Source organism: Alcanivorax sp., from assembly GCF_002726155.1.
Lineage (GTDB): Bacteria > Pseudomonadota > Gammaproteobacteria > Pseudomonadales > Alcanivoracaceae > Alcanivorax.
Genome location: NZ_PBSH01000039.1, coordinates 80508 through 100670, shown reverse-complemented (window position 1 = coordinate 100670; position 20163 = coordinate 80508). Strand labels below are relative to the sequence as shown.

Annotated in this window: 19 protein-coding genes and 1 tRNA gene; 4 read left to right on the top strand and 16 right to left on the bottom strand. The window is 58.8% G+C overall.

Translation table 11 applies throughout. From position 1 onward, the window contains the following. Positions 1-160 precede the first annotated feature (160 nt). The 4 genes from CL546_RS12265 to CL546_RS12250 form a co-directional block, all read right to left on the bottom strand. Positions 161-1360 carry an acyl-CoA dehydrogenase family protein gene (locus CL546_RS12265; RefSeq protein WP_290495366.1) on the bottom strand — a complete coding sequence of 400 codons (1200 nt, stop codon included), beginning with the start codon at positions 1358-1360 and terminating at the stop codon, positions 161-163. A gap of 33 nt (positions 1361-1393) precedes the next feature. Next, positions 1394-2149 (bottom strand): SDR family NAD(P)-dependent oxidoreductase, encoded by a 756-nt coding sequence (locus CL546_RS12260; RefSeq protein WP_290495364.1) that lies wholly within the window; start codon positions 2147-2149, stop codon positions 1394-1396. Between the two features lie 73 nt (positions 2150-2222). Continuing rightward, positions 2223-2711 (bottom strand): NUDIX hydrolase, encoded by a 489-nt coding sequence (locus tag CL546_RS12255; protein ID WP_290495362.1) that lies wholly within the window; start codon positions 2709-2711, stop codon positions 2223-2225. Between the two features lie 213 nt (positions 2712-2924). After that, positions 2925-3953, bottom strand: a complete 1029-nt coding sequence (locus CL546_RS12250; protein ID WP_290495361.1) for an AraC family transcriptional regulator — start codon at positions 3951-3953, stop codon at positions 2925-2927. 147 nt (positions 3954-4100) lie between these two features. On the opposite strand from CL546_RS12250, the gene CL546_RS12245 reads away from it, so the two are divergent. Further along, positions 4101-5165 (top strand): fatty acid desaturase family protein, encoded by a 1065-nt coding sequence (locus tag CL546_RS12245; RefSeq protein WP_290495359.1) that lies wholly within the window; start codon positions 4101-4103, stop codon positions 5163-5165. Positions 5166-5337: 172 nt separating this feature from the next. On the opposite strand, the gene CL546_RS12240 is transcribed toward CL546_RS12245, so the two are convergent. From CL546_RS12240 to CL546_RS12230, 3 genes are all read right to left on the bottom strand, one after another. Then, on the bottom strand, positions 5338-5634 hold the full coding sequence (locus CL546_RS12240) for an antibiotic biosynthesis monooxygenase family protein (protein WP_290495357.1): 297 nt from the start codon (positions 5632-5634) through the stop codon (positions 5338-5340). 45 nt (positions 5635-5679) lie between these two features. Further along, positions 5680-6210, bottom strand: a complete 531-nt coding sequence (locus tag CL546_RS12235; protein ID WP_290495355.1) for a macro domain-containing protein — start codon at positions 6208-6210, stop codon at positions 5680-5682. A 197-nt stretch (positions 6211-6407) separates the two neighbouring features. Beyond that, positions 6408-7097, bottom strand: coding sequence for a pseudouridine synthase (locus CL546_RS12230; RefSeq protein WP_290495353.1), 690 nt, complete (start codon positions 7095-7097; stop codon positions 6408-6410). A gap of 116 nt (positions 7098-7213) precedes the next feature. Here CL546_RS12230 and rep point away from each other — a divergent pair, with 116 nt between their 5' ends. Beyond that, on the top strand, positions 7214-9235 hold the full coding sequence (gene rep, locus CL546_RS12225; protein ID WP_290495351.1) for a DNA helicase Rep: 2022 nt from the start codon (positions 7214-7216) through the stop codon (positions 9233-9235). A gap of 161 nt (positions 9236-9396) precedes the next feature. On the opposite strand, the gene CL546_RS12220 is transcribed toward rep, so the two are convergent. The 6 genes from CL546_RS12220 to CL546_RS12195 form a co-directional block, all read right to left on the bottom strand. Then, entirely contained in the window at positions 9397-9762 is a 366-nt protein-coding gene (locus tag CL546_RS12220; protein WP_290495349.1) for a c-type cytochrome, read from the bottom strand. 2 nt (positions 9763-9764) lie between these two features. Then, the gene (locus CL546_RS12215; RefSeq protein ID WP_290495564.1) at positions 9765-10223 is read right to left on the bottom strand and encodes a c-type cytochrome; all 459 of its coding nucleotides are present in this window, start codon (positions 10221-10223) and stop codon (positions 9765-9767) included. Between the two features lie 224 nt (positions 10224-10447). Next, entirely contained in the window at positions 10448-13042 is a 2595-nt protein-coding gene (locus tag CL546_RS12210; protein ID WP_290495348.1) for a CHASE2 domain-containing protein, read from the bottom strand. 3 nt (positions 13043-13045) lie between these two features. Continuing rightward, a complete protein-coding gene (locus tag CL546_RS12205) occupies positions 13046-14140 on the bottom strand; it encodes a FecR domain-containing protein (RefSeq protein WP_290495347.1) in 1095 nt (364 codons plus the stop codon). A 10-nt stretch (positions 14141-14150) separates the two neighbouring features. Beyond that, positions 14151-14840, bottom strand: coding sequence for a response regulator transcription factor (locus tag CL546_RS12200; RefSeq protein WP_007148755.1), 690 nt, complete (start codon positions 14838-14840; stop codon positions 14151-14153). Positions 14841-15002: 162 nt separating this feature from the next. Next, positions 15003-15332 (bottom strand): DMT family transporter, encoded by a 330-nt coding sequence (locus CL546_RS12195; protein ID WP_290495344.1) that lies wholly within the window; start codon positions 15330-15332, stop codon positions 15003-15005. 240 nt (positions 15333-15572) lie between these two features. Here CL546_RS12195 and CL546_RS12190 point away from each other — a divergent pair. Then, a tRNA-Arg gene (locus CL546_RS12190) sits at positions 15573-15649 on the top strand. Between the two features lie 69 nt (positions 15650-15718). Here CL546_RS12190 and CL546_RS12185 read toward each other — a convergent pair. Then, the gene (locus tag CL546_RS12185) at positions 15719-16729 is read right to left on the bottom strand and encodes an AraC family transcriptional regulator (RefSeq protein ID WP_290495342.1); all 1011 of its coding nucleotides are present in this window, start codon (positions 16727-16729) and stop codon (positions 15719-15721) included. Positions 16730-16859: 130 nt separating this feature from the next. On the opposite strand from CL546_RS12185, the gene CL546_RS12180 reads away from it, so the two are divergent. Beyond that, positions 16860-17747: a fatty acid desaturase family protein gene (locus CL546_RS12180; RefSeq protein WP_290495340.1), complete on the top strand. Its 888-nt coding sequence runs from the start codon at positions 16860-16862 to the stop codon at positions 17745-17747. Positions 17748-17793: 46 nt separating this feature from the next. On the opposite strand, the gene CL546_RS12175 is transcribed toward CL546_RS12180, so the two are convergent. Then, positions 17794-18621, bottom strand: coding sequence for an alpha/beta hydrolase (locus tag CL546_RS12175; protein ID WP_290495338.1), 828 nt, complete (start codon positions 18619-18621; stop codon positions 17794-17796). 26 nt (positions 18622-18647) lie between these two features. Then, positions 18648-20150, bottom strand: coding sequence for a flavin-containing monooxygenase (locus CL546_RS12170; RefSeq protein WP_290495336.1), 1503 nt, complete (start codon positions 20148-20150; stop codon positions 18648-18650). Between the last annotated feature and the right edge of the window lie 13 nt (positions 20151-20163).

Sequence of the window (20163 nt, the reverse complement as noted above, 5' to 3'; positions counted from 1 at the left end):
TCGCACGGTTCGTCCCTCAAGCGGGACTCCTACAAAAATCGCTTTATACCCATGGTGCGATACCCACCCTTCTGGCACAAAAAAAGCCCCGCAAATGCAGGGCTTTTTTAGTTTTGCATGATCCGTGGTGCGTGAAGCGTGTTGCCGCTGCGAAGCAGCCTCACACTCCCCACTTGAAGAAGTCGCGCTTCTCTTTCAGGTAGAAACGGGACAGCACCATCTTGTGCACTTCGCTGGCACCGTCCACCAGACGGGCCTGACGGGCGTAGCGGTAGATCCACTCCAGCAGGGTGTCCTTGGAGTAACCGCGAGCACCACACAATTGAATCGCAGTATCTGCCGCTTTGTGCAGCGTGTCGGCCACATGGATTTTTGCCATGGAAATTTCTTTCTTGGCAAAATCGCCCTGATCCAGCATCCAGGCCGCCTGCATGGTTAACAGACGCCCCACTTCGATCTCTTTGGCAACATCGCCCAGCATCCACTGCACGCCTTCGTGCTCGGCCAGTGTGGTACCGAAGCTCATGCGGTTTTCCACATAACTTGCCGCCTCTTCCATGCAACGCTTGGCCAGACCCAGCCAGCGCATGCAGTGCGTCAGGCGCGCGGTACCGAGACGAATCTGCGTCACCTTGAGACCGTCGCCCACTTCCAGCAGACGATTCTCGTCAGGAATCACCAGGCCATCGAACTTGAGTTCACAGTGACCGCCATGTTCTTCCGGGCCCATGATCGGAATGCGGCGCACCACTTCCCAGCCTGGCTGGTCGGCATCAAACAAAAACGCGGTCAGACCCTTGCGCGGATCATCGCTGGTCTTGGCGATCAGGATAAACGTCTGCGCGCCTTCGGCACCGGTAATAAACCACTTGCGGCCCTTGATAATCCAGTTATCACCTTCACGTGTAGCCGAGGTGTAGGTCAGGGACGGGTCGGAGCCGCACCCGCCATCGGGCTCGGTCATGGCAAAGGCCGAACGCACCTTGCCGTCGATCATGGGTTGCAGCCAGCGCGCTTTCTGCTCGTCGTTGAGAATCTTGTTAAGCAGGATCATGGTGCCGTCATCCGGCGGCGCACAATTGAACACCACCGGTCCGAACGGGCTACGTGCCGCCTCTTCATACAATACCGCCATGCCGGCCACGCCCACGTCCAGGCCGCCCCGCTCTTTTGGCAACTGAAAGCCCCACAGCCCTGCGATTTTGGCTTTTTCTCTCAGCGTATCAACCACGCTTTCCTTGAAGTTTTCATGCTCATCGTAGTTCGCCTTGTCGCTTTCCAGCGGCATGATTTCCGCTTCAACAAACGCCGCCACTTTCTGGCGCAGGTTTTCAATTTCCGGGCTCAGGGAGAAATCCATGATCTGTCCTCGGTGAATTCAGTGAGATGCTGTTTAAAGTGTATTGCAGAGGTGACCGCCATCCACGGCGATGATGGCTCCGCTCATGTAGGAGGAGGCGTCAGAAGCCAGTAGCAACAGCGGCCCAACCAGTTCGTCGATGTTGCCCAGCCGACGATAGGGAATGCGCTTGAGCATTTTCTCGGCCAGCGGGCTGTTGAAAAAATCCCGGTTGATGTCGGTTTCCACATAGCCCGGACAAATGGCATTGCAACGAATGCCGTAACGGGCGCAATCCAACGCCAGGGATTTGGTCAGCTGCACGACCGCGGCCTTGGAAGCAGTGTAAGGCGCCACTCGCCCTCCCACTCGCAGGCCAAGTATGGAAGCAATGTTCACCAGGCTGCCGGGGCGCTCATCACGCTTCCACTGCTGGATGGCAAACTTGGATACCGCCCAGACCCCTTTCAGGTTGGTATCGACCACCCGATCCCACTCGTCTTCAGTAATATTTTCGGTGGGCCCTTCATGGGAGACACCGGCATTATTCACCACCACATCCAGTGCTGGCATGTCGGCAAAGGCGGCCTCGACGCTGGCGTGATCGCTCACATCCATGGGCACCACCGTGGCTTCACGGCCCAGGTCGCGTACAGCCTTTGCGGTGTCCTCCAGCTTTTCCACACGACGGGCGGCCAGCACCAGGTCCGCCCCTTCTTCAGCGAGCGCTATCGCAAAATGTGCACCAAAACCACTGGACGCACCGGTAATCAGAATTCGCTTACCGGCCACACTGAATCGCTGGGACATAACTTCCTCATCCTTTTTTGCATGAGGAAGAGAAACTAACCATCCCGCCCCACAGCCACAAGGACGAAAACGCTCAGAAAGACGATGACAACAGCAAGGACAGGGCGTGACACGTATCCGGGGTGGCACCGGGTAGCGCCAATGCCTGCCGGACAGGCAGCCATTGCACGGCCACCACTTCATCGCTGAGGGAAACAGAATCCGGGCAGCCCACCGTCGATGACAGGGCGCCCCAGACACGGTGATGGGGGTTGGCAAACCAGAACCACTGCCAGCGGGAGAACTGGCGCTGCAGCCCCAGCTCTTCATACAACTCCCGCGACAGCCCCTGAGCCACACTTTCATCCGGGTGCATCACGCCGCCCGCCGCCAGATCCCAGCCACCGGGGTAGAAATGCTTGTCCGCTGCCCGTTTCTGCACACACACGCGCCCGGCCAGATCCTGCACCACCACATAAGAGGCACGGTGGATCAAACGCTGGCGCTGCATACGCCCACGCTGGCAACTGCCACGAGGGTGATTATGCCGGGACACCAGCAGGACGGGTTCGTGGTTACTCATAGGGGGTGTTGTTTTTGCTGAAACAGACGAGGAACACTAGCGTTATGGGGAGGCGATTGCCAGATGTGGGAGAGCGACAACACGGGGTATGACCTCATCATTTGCAACGCGGTGCCAGCGAACCACATGGCGGGTGCGCGGGCGCGGGGCCAAGGAAACCCCACGGCCCGCTGCGTGTTGCAGCTTGAAGCGTGCAGCTTGCCGCTTGTGTTATTAAGGCTGGAAATGACTGGGGGGGTGCCCGGTCCATTTGCGGAAGGCGCGGGCGAAATTGCTGGGATCCGCGTAGCCCAGCTTGATCGCCACCTGCTGCACAGTGATATTGGCCTGAAGATACGCCATGGCCTTAGTCATCCGCACCTCTTCCAGCAAGGAGCGATAACTCACGCCCAACGCATTGAGATAACGACGCAAGGTCCGCGAGGTCACATGAAAGTTTCCGGCCAGCTGCTCCAGGCTGGGCAGCATGCCTTCCGCCTGCATCAGGCGCGCACGGACCCGGCTGGCCCAGTCCTGATCCGCTTCCAGACGCTGCAGCTCTTCTTCGCATTTCTGCGCAGCCATATGCCGGGATGCCGGGTCGGACAAGGTGAAGGGTTCGCTGAGCAAGGAATGCGGCAATCGCAAGGCGGCCACCTCCGCCCCAAACTCAACCGGCATTTGCAGCAGCTCGCGGTAGCGTTCCGCGTGCGCCGGCGGCGCGTAGGGTAACTCCAGTACGGCACCACGGAAACGTTCACCCAGCAGGTAGCGAATACCACCCACCACTGCGGCCACCACCACTTCCAGGTAGGTTTCGCGAATATCACCCAGCGGCACACTTTCCAGCAAGCAGAAACGCACCCCTTCCGTGGACGGCTCAATACGCGGTACGCACAGCCGCGTACGGGTGCGGAAATAACGCTCCAGCAAACGCAGCGCATCGCCGAGGTCAGCACTGCTGATCGCCGCATACCCCAGCAGGCCGTGGGCGGTCAGCGTCAATTGCTGCCCCAGGGCCAGGCCCAGCGCCGGATTACCGGTCATATCCCGGGCCCCAACCATCACCCGGCGGAACTGCTCGAAACGCAACGCCGGCTCCGGGTTATAGACTTCTTCTTCCGTTAGCCCCACCTGGCGCAGCAAACGCCGGGTATCCACGCCCACATCGCTGATCAATTCGACCAGATTGCGGACGTAGTTCACCGGCACCGGCGAACGGCCAGTGCCCGGATCAAGCTGGATAAAGCGGTCACGGTTCATGGGTCCATCATACGCTACTTTTTGACCTGTCCGGAAATGACCGAAAAGTGTCCAGCCCTGCACTTCGCCGTTGGCCTCCTCTCTCCGACAATGCCTGCCTCGGAATTTCCCGGCTGCATTCAGCCAGCACAATCCAAGGACAGCCCCATGACGACGGATTCACCCGCTTACAGCCGCCAGTTCGGCGCCGATGATGCCCGCGCTATTCGCGATGCCGTGAAGAAGGACCTGGGACCCGGCGCCTTCAAGGCCCGCCCCCTGCGAGCGCTGTGGTTCATTCCCCTCAATATCGTCATCATTGGCAGCATCGCGGCCATTCTGGTGCTGAACCTGCCCTGGTGGGGCAACCTGTTGTTGTCCCTGCTCGCCGGCCACACTCTGGCCTGCCAGGCACTGTTGGCCCACGAGGTCCTGCACGGCGCCCTGGGCATGAGCAAGCGCATGCAGAACACGCTGGGCTGGATCGGCTTCGGGCCGGCGCTGGTGCCACCGGAGTTCTGGCGCCGCTGGCACAATGTGGCTCACCATGCCCATACCAACCTGGGCGACAAGGACCCGGACTCTTTCGGCACCATGCACCGCTACGAGAAACACCCCAAAACGGCCAACTTCACCAAGCTGGCCCCCGGTGGGGGCACCTGGTACAGCTACCTGTTCCTGTTCTATTCCTTCATGTTCCATGCCCAGCTGGTGCTGCGCCTGCAGACCCGCAAGCGTGAAGAGTTCAAGGGCTTCGACCGTAAAAAGGCCATCCGTCAGTCCTACCTGTGCATGGCCGCCTGGATCACGTTGGCCATCGTGTCCGGCCCGTTGACCATCTTCACCGTGTTGATCCCAATGATGATGATCAACTTCATCGGCCAGGGTTATATCCTCACCAACCACATGCTGCGCCCGCAGATGGACAACAATCATCCGGTGGACAATTCCATGAGCGTGCGCGCCTGGCGCTGGATCGACCCACTGCACTTTCACTTCAGCCACCATGTGGAGCACCACCTGTTCCCGAAAATGGGTTCGGATCAGGCCCCGAAAGTGCGCGCCTGGCTGGAACAGGAAATGCCGGAACGCTACGTGGCGCCCAGCCATGTGAAAGCAGTGGCCATGCTGTACCAGACGCCGCGGGTGTACAAAGACGCGAACACGCTGATCGATCCGCTAAACCCGGAAAGAACGGTGGATGTGATGGAGTTGCAAGGGCAGTTGGGGTAAGCGCCTGACGCATGACGCTAAAAAACGCTGGGCGGAGATACCGGCAAGGTATCTCCGCCTTTTATCTTTCTACAGAAACGTCGCTTGAGCGACGCGAATAATCCCCGGGGACCGAGCCAAGCTCGGATTCGACCCTCAAGAAGCCCCCTAAAGCCGTTTTATCGCTGTGTCGTTACAGGGGCTCCCCCGAATAGGCCCGCAGGACTTTCACCACTTCCACCTTGTAGTGTTTGTACCAACCCTGCTGACCCAATCTCTGGGCCACCTGGTGCTCTGCCTGCTGTTTCCAGGCTTTGATGGCTCCTTCATCCGGCCAATAGGAAATGGCAATTTCCTGCTTACCTTCCGTGGCACTGACAAAACCGCTACATCCAAATTCTGCCGTGGCCAGATCACGCAATTTTTCAGCCATGTCACCGTAACGTTCGTCCTGATCACCGACCGTGGCGGTGAAGATCACAGCGTACATTTTCACTCCTTGTGATTCAGAAAAAAGCCTATCGGAAACTGCCTATCAAAGCGCCATGAGCGCCTCATCAAACACCGCTTTGTCAGCATCACTAAACAAGACAAAACGAATAGTCCGAACAGCATCCAACGAGGGGGTAACCTCGACCACCGCTTTCAGGGTAACAGCGGCGGCCTCCTCGATGGGATAGCCAAAAACACCGGTGGAAATGGCGGGAAACCCGATGGCGACAATGCCCTTCTTCTCCGCCAGCAATAACGCTTTCCGATAGCAGGACGCCAACAGCTGATCCGACGGTTCATCCCGGCCATACACCGGGCCGAGACAATGAATCACATGGGCATTGGGCAAATTGTGGCCGCCGGAGATCACCGCTTTGCCGGGACGGATGGGACCCAGCGGAATGCACTCCTTCTCAAGCCCCGGTCCGGCGGCCCGGTGAATGGCGCCAGCCACCCCACCGCCAATACGCAACTCGGCGTTGGCCGCGCTGACGATGGCACCCAGGTCCGGCTGGTTGGCGATATCGCCCTGCACGGTTTCCACGGTGACGGTATCGAATTGACGTTGCGCCATGACAAGCCCCTACGTTCAAAAAAATGATTTCGGAGCCGCTGTAGGAGTTCCTCTTGAGGGACGAACCACGCGTTAGCGTGGCCGATGTAGCAGGACGCATTTTAATAACCTGGTGCCGCCTGCTATGCCGTCACCTCGCTAGGGCTCGGATTCGTCCCCTGGAAGGGAACTCCTACAGCGGCGTTGCAGAAAGCCTCTTAGATGCCCGCGACCTCTTCCTCTGTCAGCGCCCGGAACTCCCCTGGCGCCAGATCCGCATCCAGTACGATGTCGCCGATCTGCTCCCGATGCAGCCCCACCACCTTGTTACCGCGGGCAGCCAGCATCCGTTTGACCTGATGGTAGCGCCCTTCCGTGATGGTCAGGCGCAAGGTGTGCGTATTCACTCGCTCAGCCAGGGCCGGCAAGGTCGGGCTGTCCTCGCCGCGTAACAGGATTCCCTCACGCAACGCCTGCAAATCCTCGTCACTGACCGGATCCGCGCAGGTCACCCGATAGCACTTGCCACAGGCATGGTTCGGGGACGTGAGGCGGTGGGACCACTGCCCGTCGGAGGTCAGCAGCACCAGCCCGGTGGTATCCCGGTCCAGCCGGCCGGCCGGGTACACCTGGGTGCGCAACTCAGGCGGCAACAGGTCCAATACCGTGCGGTGCTCCGGATCGTCCGTGGAGCAGACCACATCAACGGGTTTGTACAGCATCAGGTAACGGTGGCCGGGAAGTTGCACGACTTCACCATGCAACATCACCACCTGATCCGGGCGCAACTGCAGGTTGGCTTTGGGCTTTGCCTCATCAGCGACCGTTACCGCCCCGCCGCTGATCAGCTTTTTCGCCTCCTTGCGGGTAAGGCCGGCACTGTGGGCAAGAAAATAGTCCAGACGCATGGGCAAAACCGTTATCCGTAAAACCGCCATGATAACCGACATAAGGTGTCTGGAGTGCAGGGCCATCACTGGTATCATGGCGACCCGATTTCACCCCCCAGCGTTACCGGAGCCCCATGAGCAAACTTAACCCCCGCCAGCAGGAAGCCGTGAACTACGCGGACGGCCCCCTGCTGGTACTGGCCGGTGCGGGCTCCGGCAAAACCAGCGTGATCACCCGCAAGATCGCCTGGCTGATTCAGGAGCGGGGTATCCCGGCCCGCCATATCGCGGCGGTGACCTTCACCAACAAGGCGTCCCGGGAAATGAAGGAACGGGTGCAACAGCTGGTCAGCCGCGACCTGACCCGGGGGCTGATTGTCTCCACCTTCCACAACCTGGGCCTGCGCATCCTTAAATCGGAATTGAAAGCCTGCGGCCTGCGCAACGGTTTCTCGATTCTGGACGGTGCCGACAGCAAGGAAATCCTCAAGGAGATCCTGCGCCAGGGCGAATCGGAACGAGACCTGGACGCGGTGGATGTGATCCACAAACGCATCTCCGACTGGAAGAACGCGCTGGTACTGCCCGAGGAAGCGGTAAGCACCGCCGAAACCGACGACGACCTGCGCGCGGCCATGGCCTACGGCGGTTACGACCGCATGCTACGGGTGTGTAATGCGGTGGATTTCGACGACCTGATCCTGATGCCGGCGCGCATGTTCCGCGAACAGCCGCGCATTCTGGAGAAATGGCGCAACCGCATTCAGTACCTGCTGGTGGATGAATACCAGGACACCAACGGTGCCCAATATGAGATGGTGAAAATGCTCACCCTGCCGGAGGGCAAGTTCACCGTGGTGGGCGATGACGACCAGTCCATCTATGCCTGGCGCGGCGCCCGCCCGGAAAATCTGGCCCAGCTGCAGGAAGACTGGCCGACCCTGAAAGTGGTGAAGCTGGAACAGAATTACCGCTCCACCGGGCGCATCCTCAAAGCCGCCAACACCGTCATCGCCAACAACCCCCACGAGTTTGAAAAAAGCCTGTGGTCGGATTACGGCTACGGCGAACCGATTCGTTTTTCAGCCTTGCGTGATGAAGAGGCAGAAACCGAATGGATCGCCAGCGATATCTTTCACCGCCGCCTGCAGAAAGGCCTGCAGTGGAAAGACTTTGCGGTGCTTTATCGTGGCAATTTTCAGTCGCGCATTCTGGAAATGAAACTGCAAAGCCTGTCGATTCCCTACAAGGTCTCCGGTGGCAAAAGTTTCTTCTCGCGCAGCGAGATCAAGGACCTGATGTGCTACCTGCGCCTGCTGGTGAACCCGGACGACGACAACGCCTTTCTCCGCATCATCAACACACCGCGCCGGGAGATCGGCCCCGCTACGCTGGAAAAGCTGGCCACCTGGGCACTCAAACGCGAGCAAGGCCTGTACCACGTGTGTGATGACTTTGCGCTCAGCGAAGTCATGAACCCCAAAGCTGCGGAAAAGCTACAAAAGTTTAAAGCCTGGCTGGACGCCAAACGGCAGTTTTGCTTTGGCCAAAACAGCCTGCAAGCAGTGCAGGAACTGATCACCGATATGGATTATGAAGGCTGGCTGATGCAGAACGCCTCCAGCCCGCGCATCGGTGAAAAGAATATCGAGAACATCTGGCAACTGGTGCGCAGCATCGAGCGCATGCTGGAAAAACAGGAAGACGAAGAAGAGGGCGCCAGCGATCTGGAATCGGTGATCAAGAAACTGGTACTGCTGGACATGCTCGAACAACAACAGGAAGAAGACGATTCCGACCGGGTGCAGCTAATGACGCTGCACGCTTCCAAAGGCCTGGAATTTCCCCACGTCTACATGATGGGCGTAGAAGAAGAGTTCCTGCCCCACCGCACCAGCATCGAAGAAGACAACATCGTCGAAGAGCGCCGCCTCATGTACGTGGGCATCACCCGCGCCAGGGAAACCCTGGCCATGACCCAGGCGCTGACGCGCAAACAATACGGCGAGCGAATCGACACCACCGCCAGCCGCTTCGTGGATGAAATGCCCCAGGACGATATCGACTTTCTGGGGATCGGCATGATTAAAGACGAAGAAAAGGAAACGGCGGTAGCAGAAGCCAGCATTGCCAACCTTCGGGCGTTGCTGGATTAGGTAACGCCGCACGCCACACGCTGCACGCAACAACACGGGAACGCTCTACAGGCTCCCAACGCAAAGAGGCCGCGCTTCCGTTTGGGGCGCGGCCTCTTTGCGTTACAAGACAGAAGAATTATTTCGCGTTGTTGCGTGCAGCGTGCAGCGTGCAGCGTCTCTTATTTCGCCCCACTTTTCTGCAGCATGTAAATCACGGTGCTGCGAATTTCGTCGTCGCTGCAATCGAAGCATCCACCGCGAGGAGGCATCGAGTTGATGCCATTGATCGCTTCCTGCACCAGAGTATCGAAACCTTCTTCTTCGACCTCGTGCGACCAGTAAAGGCGATGCTCCTTGCCGACACCGGGAGCGCCCAGCGCACCGGAACCGTGACAGGTCACACAGTACTGCTTATACAACTGCGCCCCGTCACGCGCCGCTGCCTTGTCGGTAGCCGTCGTGTCCGGGGCGCTGTCGTCGGAGCAGGCTGCCAGCACCAGCGCTGACAGCATGATTCCGGGTAAGGACCAGCGGAGTCTCAACAAGATTATTGACTCTTGCTGACCATGTATTCGATAGCGTCTTTGAGTTCGTCATCAGAGCAATCCATGCACATGCCTTTCGGGGGCATGGCATTGATGCCATTGATGGCGTTCTTCAGCATGGTGGCTTCGCCTTTGGCGATGTGCGGAGCCCAGGAGGCAGCATCACCCACTTTCGGAGCGCCGGCAGCGCCAGTGCCATGACAGGCGGCACAGGAGGCGTTGTACACCTGCTCACCGGAACGGGGGCCACTGGCCACTTCTTCGGCCGGGGCGGCAGCGCTGCCACATTCGTCGCCTTCCACACACACAGAGCCCACCGGCTTAATACGCTCTTCGATGGCGCGATCACTGAATACAGAGCGCTCGCCCAGCGGGTAAGGGGAGATTTCCTTGGTGCTCTTGGCAGCCACGCTACCGGCGGCAAACAGGGTAGCGACCAGGACCAGGCTGGCAGTCAGCATCTTTTTCACAATTACACCTCTAATTCTCTGTGGTTCGCCGCGGGAAGCCCTTAACGGCCTCTTGTGGGCGCTGCGGCTGGCGATTATACCCGCTCCAGCCGTAGGGACAAAACGCTTGATGTTACGCCGGAGGCTTCACGGCGCATACCGGGCCAGGAATCCGCCATGCCAGAGCATCTGCTAACGGGGGAGACAGCCCCTCGCGCAGCGTTATCGTCCCAGTCTCAGGCCAGTTCAATACGCGGCAACAGCAGGGTAAAGCGACTGCCTTCGCTGACCACACTGTGCACCCGAACCTCGCCGCCATGACGTTCGGTAACCACCTTGACGAAACGCAGGCCCATGCCGGCCCCACGGGTGCGGGCACCGCCGCTGGTGCTGGCCCGGCTGAAACGATCGAACAGCCGCTCCTGGAATTCCGGCGGAATCCCTACCCCCCGGTCACGCACTTCACAGCCCACCTGATTGTCCTGCGCATACAAGGTCACATCAACGGAACTGCCCTCATGGCTGTATTTCACCGCATTGGTCAGCAGGTTCACGACCAGGCGTTCCAGCAGCTCATTGTTGCCCAGCACCCAGACCTCCTGGTCCGGGTCGTATTCGAACCGCAGGGTGATATCACGCTGCTGCGCCTGAATCTGCACCTGATCGATGGCACTTTCGACCACGTCGAGCATGTCCTGCTCATTCATTTCCACGGATTCCACCGCTTCCACCCGTGCCAACTGCAGGAATTGCTCGGCAATGTTCAGGTTGCGTTGGGCATAGTGCTGAACATTATCGAGGAAGGCAGGCAGACCCTCATGATCGCCGCTCTGGCGCATTTTTTCCGTGAGCGCCAGCACCGACACCATGGGCGAGCGCAGGTCGTGGGAGAGGAAATCCAGCATTTCGGAACGGGCCCGCATCGCCTGCTTCACATCGCTGATGTCCTTGAAGGAAATGATCATCATCCGGCCCGGATTGTCGCCAGCATGCACCAGCAACATATCCAGATACAGGTCGGTGCCCTGACGGTTGCGACACTCCACCTGGGTGCGGCCTTCGCCCAGAGTCCGGCACAGCAGGGCATCCCAACTTTGCTCGCGCAGTTCCAGCTCCCGGTCCAGGTCCGTGACCATGGGCTGCCCGGCATCCAGGGCTCCCATTTCCAGGCCCAACAGGAAGGCCGCCTGGGGGTTGGCGTAAACAATCACCCCACAGGCATCGGCGATCACCACCCCTTCGCGAATCTGTGCCAGGGTGACCTGAAAGAAGCGGGTCAGGGCTTCCTGGCGCTCTTCCTCCCGGCGCAACCGTTCGATGTGCTTTTCCAGTACTTCATAGCGCGGCCCCACATTGGGCGCCCGGGTACGGATACGGACCAGCATGGCGCGCACCCAGTAATCGTAGGTATCCGCGTGCAGCGCCTGGTCCCAGACCAGATCCAGCTCATAGCGACGGCCTTCGTGACGGAACCGGTACTGGCGCGCCAGCGCGCCCTTCCAGGTTGCCGCCGGCAGGCTGTCGCCACCCCGCAAGGGTTTCTCGCCGCCCAGTAGGCGCCAGGAACGTACCGGCAACACCTGCTCCAGCATGCGCCCCATCTGCTCCAGCGTGGACGGCTGCGTCAGGCGCTGGTTCAGGTCACTGTATTCCGACAACCGTTCCAGGGCATTACGCATATAGGACAGGGAGTATTCCAGCCGCCGCCAGGTCCACAATGGATAAGCCATGATCGCCGAGGCCATGGCCGCAGACGGCGGGAACCACAACCGCAGGGAAATCAGCGTGGCCATGCTCACCAGCATGCACAGCAACAGCACGGCAAACACCAACGGCATACTCCAGCGCGGCAACACATAGGGCAGCAGCAATGGCGCCAGCAACGCCAGCACCACTCCCAACACCAGTGCGCTGGGCATGGGCAGGTCGCGCACCAGCCGGTCCGAGCGCAGGGCATCCAGCAGGTTGGCATTGATTTCCACCCCGGCCATCAGCTCGCCCTTGCTTGCCATGGGAGTCGGCAGCATGTCGCCCAGGCCGGCGGCGGTGGCACCAATCAGCACAATCTTGTCGCGGATCAGTTGCTCGGGAATCAGGTTTTCCAGCAGCTCCACTGCCGACACCTGGGGGTAACTGTTGGGGCCACTGACAAAGGGAATATAGCGATGATAGCGCCGCACATTGGCCAGCCCGGAGAACTCTTCGCCCTTGTCCGCCGGGAAGACCTGTTCGGACAGAATGCCTTCCTGCACCAGCAATGTCTGGGTGATATGGGGCCACCAGGCCTGGCCAATCCCCGAGCGCATATAGACCGAGCGGGCCACGCCATCGGTATCCAGCTCCAGGTCCACATGCCCCAGCCCGGCCGCGGCGCGGGCAAACGGCGAATAGGGCAGCACTTCGATTAACTGCCCGCCGGCGCGCAATTGCTCCACATGTACCGGCAGGTAGACATGTCCGTTAGCCGCCATGGCCTGTACCAGGGCCAGGTCGGAATCCGGGTTATTGCGGTCCGGTTCGGAAAGAATCAGGTCCATGAGCACCGCACGGGCGCCCATGTCGGTCAACCGGTCAATCAATTGTGCGTGGACTTTGCGATCCCAGGGCCAGCGACCGATTTCACGCAGGCTGTATTCATCAATACCGACGATCACCACATCCTGGGATGGATCATCCGGGAGCGTTTGCAGCAGGTTGTCGTAGATATAGCGGTCGACAAAGGAGAGCGCACCGCTGATTGTCAGCAGTGCACACAGCCCCACCACCAGGCATAGCACCGATACATGCTCTGCCAGATAACGGCGCTGATCCGGGCTCAGACGATTGCGCATGATTTATAGTGCCAGCAGCAAAGCCGCCGCGCCGACGAAGGCCCACAGATCCCAATGCGACTCTTTTTCCGGCTCGGGCTCAGGGGGTGGTGGCGGTGCCGGGGTTACACTAAATACGTGCCAGCTTTCCTGGCCCCGCAGGCCGTTTTCATCTATCGCCCGCACCAGCAGACGGTAATCCCCGGTGGGCAGATCTTTTTGCCAATGGCCAGTAGACAGGTGGGCCTGGGTCAATAACCGACCTGCTGGCTGACTATAGAGCTCCAGCAGATAAGCACTGGCCTTGGCCTGGGTCGGCCATACCGCCACCACATCGGTGTGCGAGGCACTCACCTCCATGGCCGGCGCCGGCAGCAGCTCCACCGGTTCGATTGGCGCTTCATCCAGACGGGCCAGGGTAGCGTAGCCGCCTTCGATCTGGCGATCGGTGCCGCGCGCGCCCACATCCACACGCCCGTCGATCACTTCGTTACGCGTGGTCTCGGCACCATCCACACTCAGGTAATATTCCGTGCCACGCACCGCCGCCACGGCGCCGGGCGTATAGACTTCAAAAGACGCTTCATCGCTTTGCCGGGGAGTGACGCTGTTACGAATATTACCGCGCTGCAAACGCAGCTCGGTGCGTTCATTCTGCTTATCCAGAAAGCGACGATAACGGCTCACCACCAGCAGGCTGGCTGGCTTGATGTAGACTTCAGACTGATCGGCAAAGCGCAGGCGGGCACTGCTTTTCGCGGCCGTTTCCAGGGCATCACCAAATGCCACCGCATCACCGCTTTGCAGCTGACGGGGCTCCCCGCCCCTGGCCGGGTACAACATGACTTCACCGGTAACCGCATCCACGGTGGCGGGAATGGGCTTTTCTTTCAGCCAGCTGATCGGCACCCGCAAGGCATTACCGGGGCGCAGGGAATGGGGGTTGTCCAGCCCGTTATAGCGAGCCAGCTCTCCCCAGCAGGTTTGCGGAGACTGGGCAAACTGTTGACAGACTTTCCATAGAGAATCACCAGGACGCAAGGTGTAATGCCAATCATCCCCGGCCCAGGCCGTTGATAGCAGGCACAGCAGCATGGCTGTGCTCAACCAGACCCTCATAGATGTGTCCTTATTCTTCAATCGGCTCCAGACGATACCCGTGCTGGTACACCGTTTTAATTCGATAGCCACGTTCAGGGCGAATATGCAGGCTACGTCGAATCCGACTGATATGCACGTCAACGGTGCGCGATTCGATCGGGGTCATGATACCCCAAACTTTCTCCAACAGGTGCGCACGGCTCATCAGCTTGCCTACATTCTGGAACAGATAGCAGGCCAGTTCGTAATCCTTGTCCGTCAATTTGATTGCGTCTTCATCCAACAGGATCTGACGACGGGACCGGTCCACGGTCCAGGGCCCCACACTCAGGGCGGTCTCTTCATCCATTTCCGATACCCCTGCCCGGCGCCCGAGAGCGCTGATACGGGCCAGCAATTCCGCTTGCTTGGTCGGTTTCACCATGTAGTCATCCGCCCCCTGGGAGAGCGCGCCAACGATCGATGATTCATCATCACGCTGCGTCGCAAACAACACCGGGGTGCGATTACCACTGGCACGTACTTCTTCCAGCACGGCGTAGCCATTCATGTCCGGCACTTCCCAATCGAGCACCAGAATGTCGAAAGTATCGCGCCGTAACAGGGACATGAATTCACGGCCACTGGCCATGTGGATACAGTTATGGCCAGCCTCTTTAAGCCAGTGAGTGACCAGCTCTGCCTGAGCCATGTCATCTTCGAGATAAGCAATGCGCACGGTTAAACTCCATCTGTTGCAGGCCGACATCTGCCCGCAAAGGGTACCGATCTACCAACGGATTAGCGGGAAAAGATTGTAAAATGCCGAAACGAACGATTCGACACCAAAACGGCGGCCCCGTCCAATCCTTCCGGGTTTGTGGCCCTGCTGGCAGGACGCTCAGGCTGGAGCGCTGGTCAGTTTCAGACCGATCACGCCCACCACAATCAGCGCCATAAAGGCCAGCCGCGACGCATTGGCCGGATCCTTGAAGAAGACAATCCCGAGCAAGGTAATCCCTACTGCGCCAAGCCCGGTCCAGATCGCATACGCGGTGCCCACGGGGATACCGCGCATGGCATAAGACAGCATCAGCATGTTCAAGCCGGTGAGCACCAGTGAGGAGCCGATAGACAGCACCCCGGGGTTAATCTGGATCCACTTGAGGCTCATGGCCCAGGCGATTTCCACGATAACGGCCAGTAGCAACACCACCCAATACAGATTCATCCTGCTTTCTCCAACACACTTGCCCACCACGGTACAATTTACCGAAAGCAGGCACGGGCTCGTCAGGAAAACAGTACTGTCGGAAACCCGCAAAGAGACAGTCTGCTTATACAGATACCGGGAGAGGGTCCCGGCGCGCCGATTATAGCGATCCCGCCACAGGATGCACCCAATCCATGGACGAGGCCGCCGCAACCCGCTATCATTCGCGCCCGTTGAACCCCAAGTTCTTCAAGTTTTGCGCCCGTAGCTCAGCTGGATAGAGCGTTGCCCTCCGGAGGCAAAGGTCAGAGGTTCGAATCCTCTCGGGCGTACCAGATTAAAAAGGCCTCCCAAACGGGAGGCCTTTTTTATGGCTCTTCGTAAATCATCAGCGCCGTGCCCAATCAATCATTTCCGCGATAGGCACTGGGGGAACACCCTTCCCAGCGTCGAAAAGCACGCACGAAACCACCCGCATCGGTATACCCCAAGTGAGCCGCCAGCTCCTCGATTTTCATGGTGGTGCTATCAAGAAGTTGCAAGGCCAGCTGACGTCGCTCTTCTTCGACCAAATCACGGTAGCTGGTGCCCTCCTGTTCCAGCTTGCGACGCAGGCTTCGGGTGGAAAGGGCCAGCTCGCTGGCCATGTCGGTGAGGGTGGCACCCAGCCCCAATTCACCAAGTAATTTCTGGCGCACCTTGCCCGCAGTGCCACTGTTTTCCACTGTGTCCATGCGTTGCTGGCATTGCTGTTCAAGCATGCGGGTGAGCACCGGATCGTAACCGGGGAACGGCTGACTGGCCCCCGCCCGATTGACCAGAATACGGTTGGCACTGGCATGGATGACTGGGGCCATGCCGCACAGGGTTTCAATGGCCGAGGTAGCAACATCCGGCTCACCGGTGAATTCCACCCCCTTGAATTCCACGCCCTGAAAGGTGATTTCCCGCACCAGGTTGAGGGCAGTCGCCATATCGCGCTCAAGAAGGAACTGGCGCAGGTGTGGGGGGATGGGGTCCGGGTCGAAGATCACACCGAACGCATCACTGTCCTCACAAACGGTAATGCGGCAGTAGGCGGTGCTGAGTGGCAGGTAGCGCAGCCCCAGAGAGACAGCATCGCGCAGGGTCTTGCAGGTACGCAGGGCAAAGCCCCACACACCGAAGGTGGCCAGGTTGTATTGCAGGCCCAGTTCAAAGCCACCCACTCCCGCTTCCGGCAGAGCCAGCATCAGGTTTTCGATCAGGCGCATTTCCTGGGTCCGCGTCACCAACCCCTCACCACTGGACAATTCGGTTTCCGAGATGCCCGTGCCGAGCAGACAGGTCTGCTGGTCGATGCCGTTGCGCAGGGCAAAGTTAAGCATGACCTGACTGATGGCCACCGGGTGCAATTTGTCATCTGAGTGCTGCATTGCCCGTTCCGCTGGTTCCGCCCTGTCACACCCTGGCCACTTCTGCAGGGTGATTGGCCACGGTGGCTATTCTGGTTTTTTCGCTGTCAACGTAGTGTTTACCCTGATGATACCAACAAGAGGCAAGATCATGGATGCGGCAGCATTGAACAAGCAGGCCATTGCCTGTGCCAAGCACTATATGGGGAAAATCGCCTGGCCGACAATTTTACTGACGGCGGGTGTGTTGATGGCTTTTGTTACCACACTCACGTTGTTTGCCAATGGCGCCCTGCCCGCCTGGGGCGCCTACCTACTCGTCGCTGCACTGACCTATATGTCTTACACACCCCTGCATGAGGCCGCCCACGGCAATATTCACGGGCAGAATGACCGCCGCAAGTGGATCAACGATTTGTGCGGGTATCTGGTGGCGCCCATTATTGCGATCCCCTACGCCTCGCACCGCATCGAGCATTTCACCCACCACCGCTATACCAACCAGCCAGGCAAAGATCCGGACTTTATTATCAGCGGAATGCAGAAAGGGCTACTGGGTTTATTGGCCGCAGGACTGCGTTTTCAATGGGTGCAGAATACGTTCTTCGTACAGCACAGCTGGTCCACTGCATCGCTCAAGGAAAAGCTGATTTATTGCACCGAGCTGGCGGTGTCAATTGGCTGGCGGGCTGCCTTCCTGATAATGGTCACCCAACCCGGTACCGTGGTCGTAATTCTGCTGGGGTATTACACCGGCGGGCTGTTCACTGCCTACTGGTTTGCCTATCGCCCCCATCACCCCTACAAGGTGAATGAGCGTTATCGCAACACCAACAGCCTGATCATGCCGCGCTGGATGAAGCCACTGGAATGGTTCTGGCTGGGCCAGAACCTGCATTCCATTCACCACCTGTTTCCGCGCGTACCGTTCTACAAATACCACGCATTACACCGGGATATTGAGCCCATTCTGCAGGCCCAGGGCACCCCGATTATCGGTATTTTTTCCCGTAAGCCCGTAGCCGACAAGGCCGCCTGAGATGCTATAACCCACCCTGGGCTCCATAAGGGTGGGCTGTGTGGGTTCAGGCTGCAGAGGCGCGACCGGCTACCGTGGGCGCATCCGATGAGGCCACCCAGTCCAGCATGGTCGCCCGAATTTGCGGGAAATAGCGGCCACCGACACTCCAATGGCAACACCCCTGAACTTCCACCAGCCTGGCCTGATCACCAAACCGCTGAGCGATTTTACGTTGCACCCGCAACGGTGTGATGCGGTCTTCGGTCCCACCGATAATCAACACCGGACACTGGATTCGGCTCACCTCCACATGGGCCGCGGAACGGCGGCCCAGCAATGGCGCCATGCTGATCTGGAAGGTCGCCATGCCGGATTCATAGGTACTGCTGTCGGTAATTTCCTTCTGCACTTCCGGGGTCTGACGATTGGCCACCCCGTATTGCACATTAGCCAGGCGCATCTCGGTAAATTTCTTCCACAGCGGGAAACGCAACATATTGCGCCCCAGAGTCCGAATCACTGAGATTCCCAGGCCATTGATGCCTGCCGGCGCCGCTGAAGACAACAGTATCAACCGCTCACAAGGCACCTTGGCTGCCGCCAACTGTGCCAAAAGGGCCCCCATGGAATGACCCACCAGAATAGGCGGGCGGGGCTGGCGCTGTATCGCCTCAACGATGGCATCCACATAATCTTCCAGCCTGGCATTGGCCAATGCCGCCAGACTGGATGAGCTGTGCTCCTGCTTGCTGCGATGGAACGGCAGAGTTAACGCCTCCACGTTGTAGCCTGCATCGTCAAAGGCATCACGAAGCTCCTGCAAGGTATTCGCATCGCTCCACATGCCGTGCACCAATAGCACTGGTGCCTTGCTGTTATCACCGTTCGTCATGATGGTCTCCTTTTTACGCGCCCTGCTCATGCCGTTGCCTTGATCGGCTGAACATTGTCATGGCGGGCAGCCTTGGCTGGCGTGGAAAAAGCCAGAATGCCGTCATCCACGGCCTGATTGACCAGGGTGTCCTTGTCCTTGCCATAGTGCATGGTCACCGCCCAGGGCGCCTCTTTACCCTGGCGGGGCATGCGATCTTTAGCTCGATTGATATAACCTGGGGCAAAACCATCCAGCATACCGGTATCGGTGATGTTATCGCCGTGGTCCACGGGCGTGGCCGCGCTGAAGCCCTGTTTTTCCATGTAGGCTAACAGGCGACACAGATATTGCCCGCCGATGTCACTCTTGAGCGTCCAGGGCGCATTGGTATAACCGAAGATCCAGCCGTAGTTGGGAATATCCTGAATCAGGATGCCCTTGTAGGTCATCTTCCTGGGCAGTGCGACCGGCTCGCCATCCAGTTTCAATTCCAGACCACCCATTAACTGCACATCCAGACCCGTGGCAGAAACAATAATGTCCGCCTCGAGGTGCTGCCCGGATTTGAGCACGATGCCGGTTTCATCAAAACGCTCAATATGATCGGTAGCGATATCCGCCTTGCCGGAACGCAGGCTGGTGAAGAAGTCCCCATCCGGCGCAGCACACAGGCGCTGATCCCATGGCATATAGGTTGGACTGAAGTGTCGCACATCGATGTTTGGCGCCTGCTTGTGCATGTGGGTGATCAGCAGTTTTCGGGCACGCTCTGGCCAACGCTGGCAGGCCAGATACAGACCGCGCTGAATCAGGATATTTCTCTTACGGGTCATGTTGAACACCCATTTTTTCGGCAGTACCTTGTTCAGCGCCATGGTTATTTTATCGGTGTCTGGCATAGCCATAATGTAGCTGGGCGAACGCTGCAGCATGGTCACCTTGGCCGCTTTTTCCGCCATCGCCGGCACTACCGTAATCGCCGTGGCACCACTACCAATCACCACCACCTTCTTGCCGCTGTAATCCAGCTCTTCTGGCCATTGCTGCGGGTGAATAATCTGGCCCTTGAAGTTCTCTTCTCCGTCGAAGTGTGGCCGGTAACCATGGTCATAGTTGTAGTACCCAGTGCAATTCACCATGAACCCGCAGGTGAATTCACGGCTTTCGCCGCTGGCTTCATGCTGGGTATAGAGTGTCCATTGCTGCTCATTGCTGGACCAGTCTGCGTTATCCAGTTTCAAGCCGTACTGCACTTTCTCGTAGAGGCCGAACTCCCGGGCCGTTTCCGCCACGTACTCACGGATATCTCCGCCCTTGGCCAAGACCTTCTCGGAGTACCAGGGCTTGAAGTCAAAACCGAAGCTGGCCATGTCGGAGTCCGAGCGGATACCGGGATAACGGAACAGATCCCAGGTGCCGCCCACTTTTTCCCGTCGCTCGATAATGGCCATGCTTTTATTGGGAAACCGGCGAGCGAGGTGGCAAGCGGTTCCGATACCGGATAGTCCGGCGCCTATTATCACGATGTCGTAGTGCTGGGCGCTCATGGCGGCCTCCTTA

Excerpts from the sequence above, each read along its gene's own strand:
- CL546_RS12265 (WP_290495366.1), bottom strand. The coding sequence starts at position 1,360 with ATGGATTTCTCCCTGAGCCCGGAAATTGAAAACCTGCGCCAGAAAGTG.
- CL546_RS12260 (WP_290495364.1), bottom strand. The coding sequence starts at position 2,149 with ATGTCCCAGCGATTCAGTGTGGCCGGTAAGCGAATTCTGATTACCGGT.
- CL546_RS12255 (WP_290495362.1), bottom strand. The coding sequence starts at position 2,711 with ATGAGTAACCACGAACCCGTCCTGCTGGTGTCCCGGCATAATCACCCT.
- CL546_RS12250 (WP_290495361.1), bottom strand. The coding sequence starts at position 3,953 with ATGAACCGTGACCGCTTTATCCAGCTTGATCCGGGCACTGGCCGTTCG.
- CL546_RS12245 (WP_290495359.1), top strand. The coding sequence starts at position 4,101 with ATGACGACGGATTCACCCGCTTACAGCCGCCAGTTCGGCGCCGATGAT.
- CL546_RS12240 (WP_290495357.1), bottom strand. The coding sequence starts at position 5,634 with ATGTACGCTGTGATCTTCACCGCCACGGTCGGTGATCAGGACGAACGT.
- CL546_RS12235 (WP_290495355.1), bottom strand. The coding sequence starts at position 6,210 with ATGGCGCAACGTCAATTCGATACCGTCACCGTGGAAACCGTGCAGGGC.
- CL546_RS12230 (WP_290495353.1), bottom strand. The coding sequence starts at position 7,097 with ATGCGTCTGGACTATTTTCTTGCCCACAGTGCCGGCCTTACCCGCAAG.
- rep (WP_290495351.1), top strand. The coding sequence starts at position 7,214 with ATGAGCAAACTTAACCCCCGCCAGCAGGAAGCCGTGAACTACGCGGAC.
- CL546_RS12215 (WP_290495564.1), bottom strand. The coding sequence starts at position 10,223 with ATGCTGACTGCCAGCCTGGTCCTGGTCGCTACCCTGTTTGCCGCCGGT.
- CL546_RS12210 (WP_290495348.1), bottom strand. The coding sequence starts at position 13,042 with ATGCGCAATCGTCTGAGCCCGGATCAGCGCCGTTATCTGGCAGAGCAT.
- CL546_RS12205 (WP_290495347.1), bottom strand. The coding sequence starts at position 14,140 with ATGAGGGTCTGGTTGAGCACAGCCATGCTGCTGTGCCTGCTATCAACG.
- CL546_RS12195 (WP_290495344.1), bottom strand. The coding sequence starts at position 15,332 with ATGAATCTGTATTGGGTGGTGTTGCTACTGGCCGTTATCGTGGAAATC.
- CL546_RS12185 (WP_290495342.1), bottom strand. The coding sequence starts at position 16,729 with ATGCAGCACTCAGATGACAAATTGCACCCGGTGGCCATCAGTCAGGTC.
- CL546_RS12180 (WP_290495340.1), top strand. The coding sequence starts at position 16,860 with ATGGATGCGGCAGCATTGAACAAGCAGGCCATTGCCTGTGCCAAGCAC.
- CL546_RS12175 (WP_290495338.1), bottom strand. The coding sequence starts at position 18,621 with ATGACGAACGGTGATAACAGCAAGGCACCAGTGCTATTGGTGCACGGC.
- CL546_RS12170 (WP_290495336.1), bottom strand. The coding sequence starts at position 20,150 with ATGAGCGCCCAGCACTACGACATCGTGATAATAGGCGCCGGACTATCC.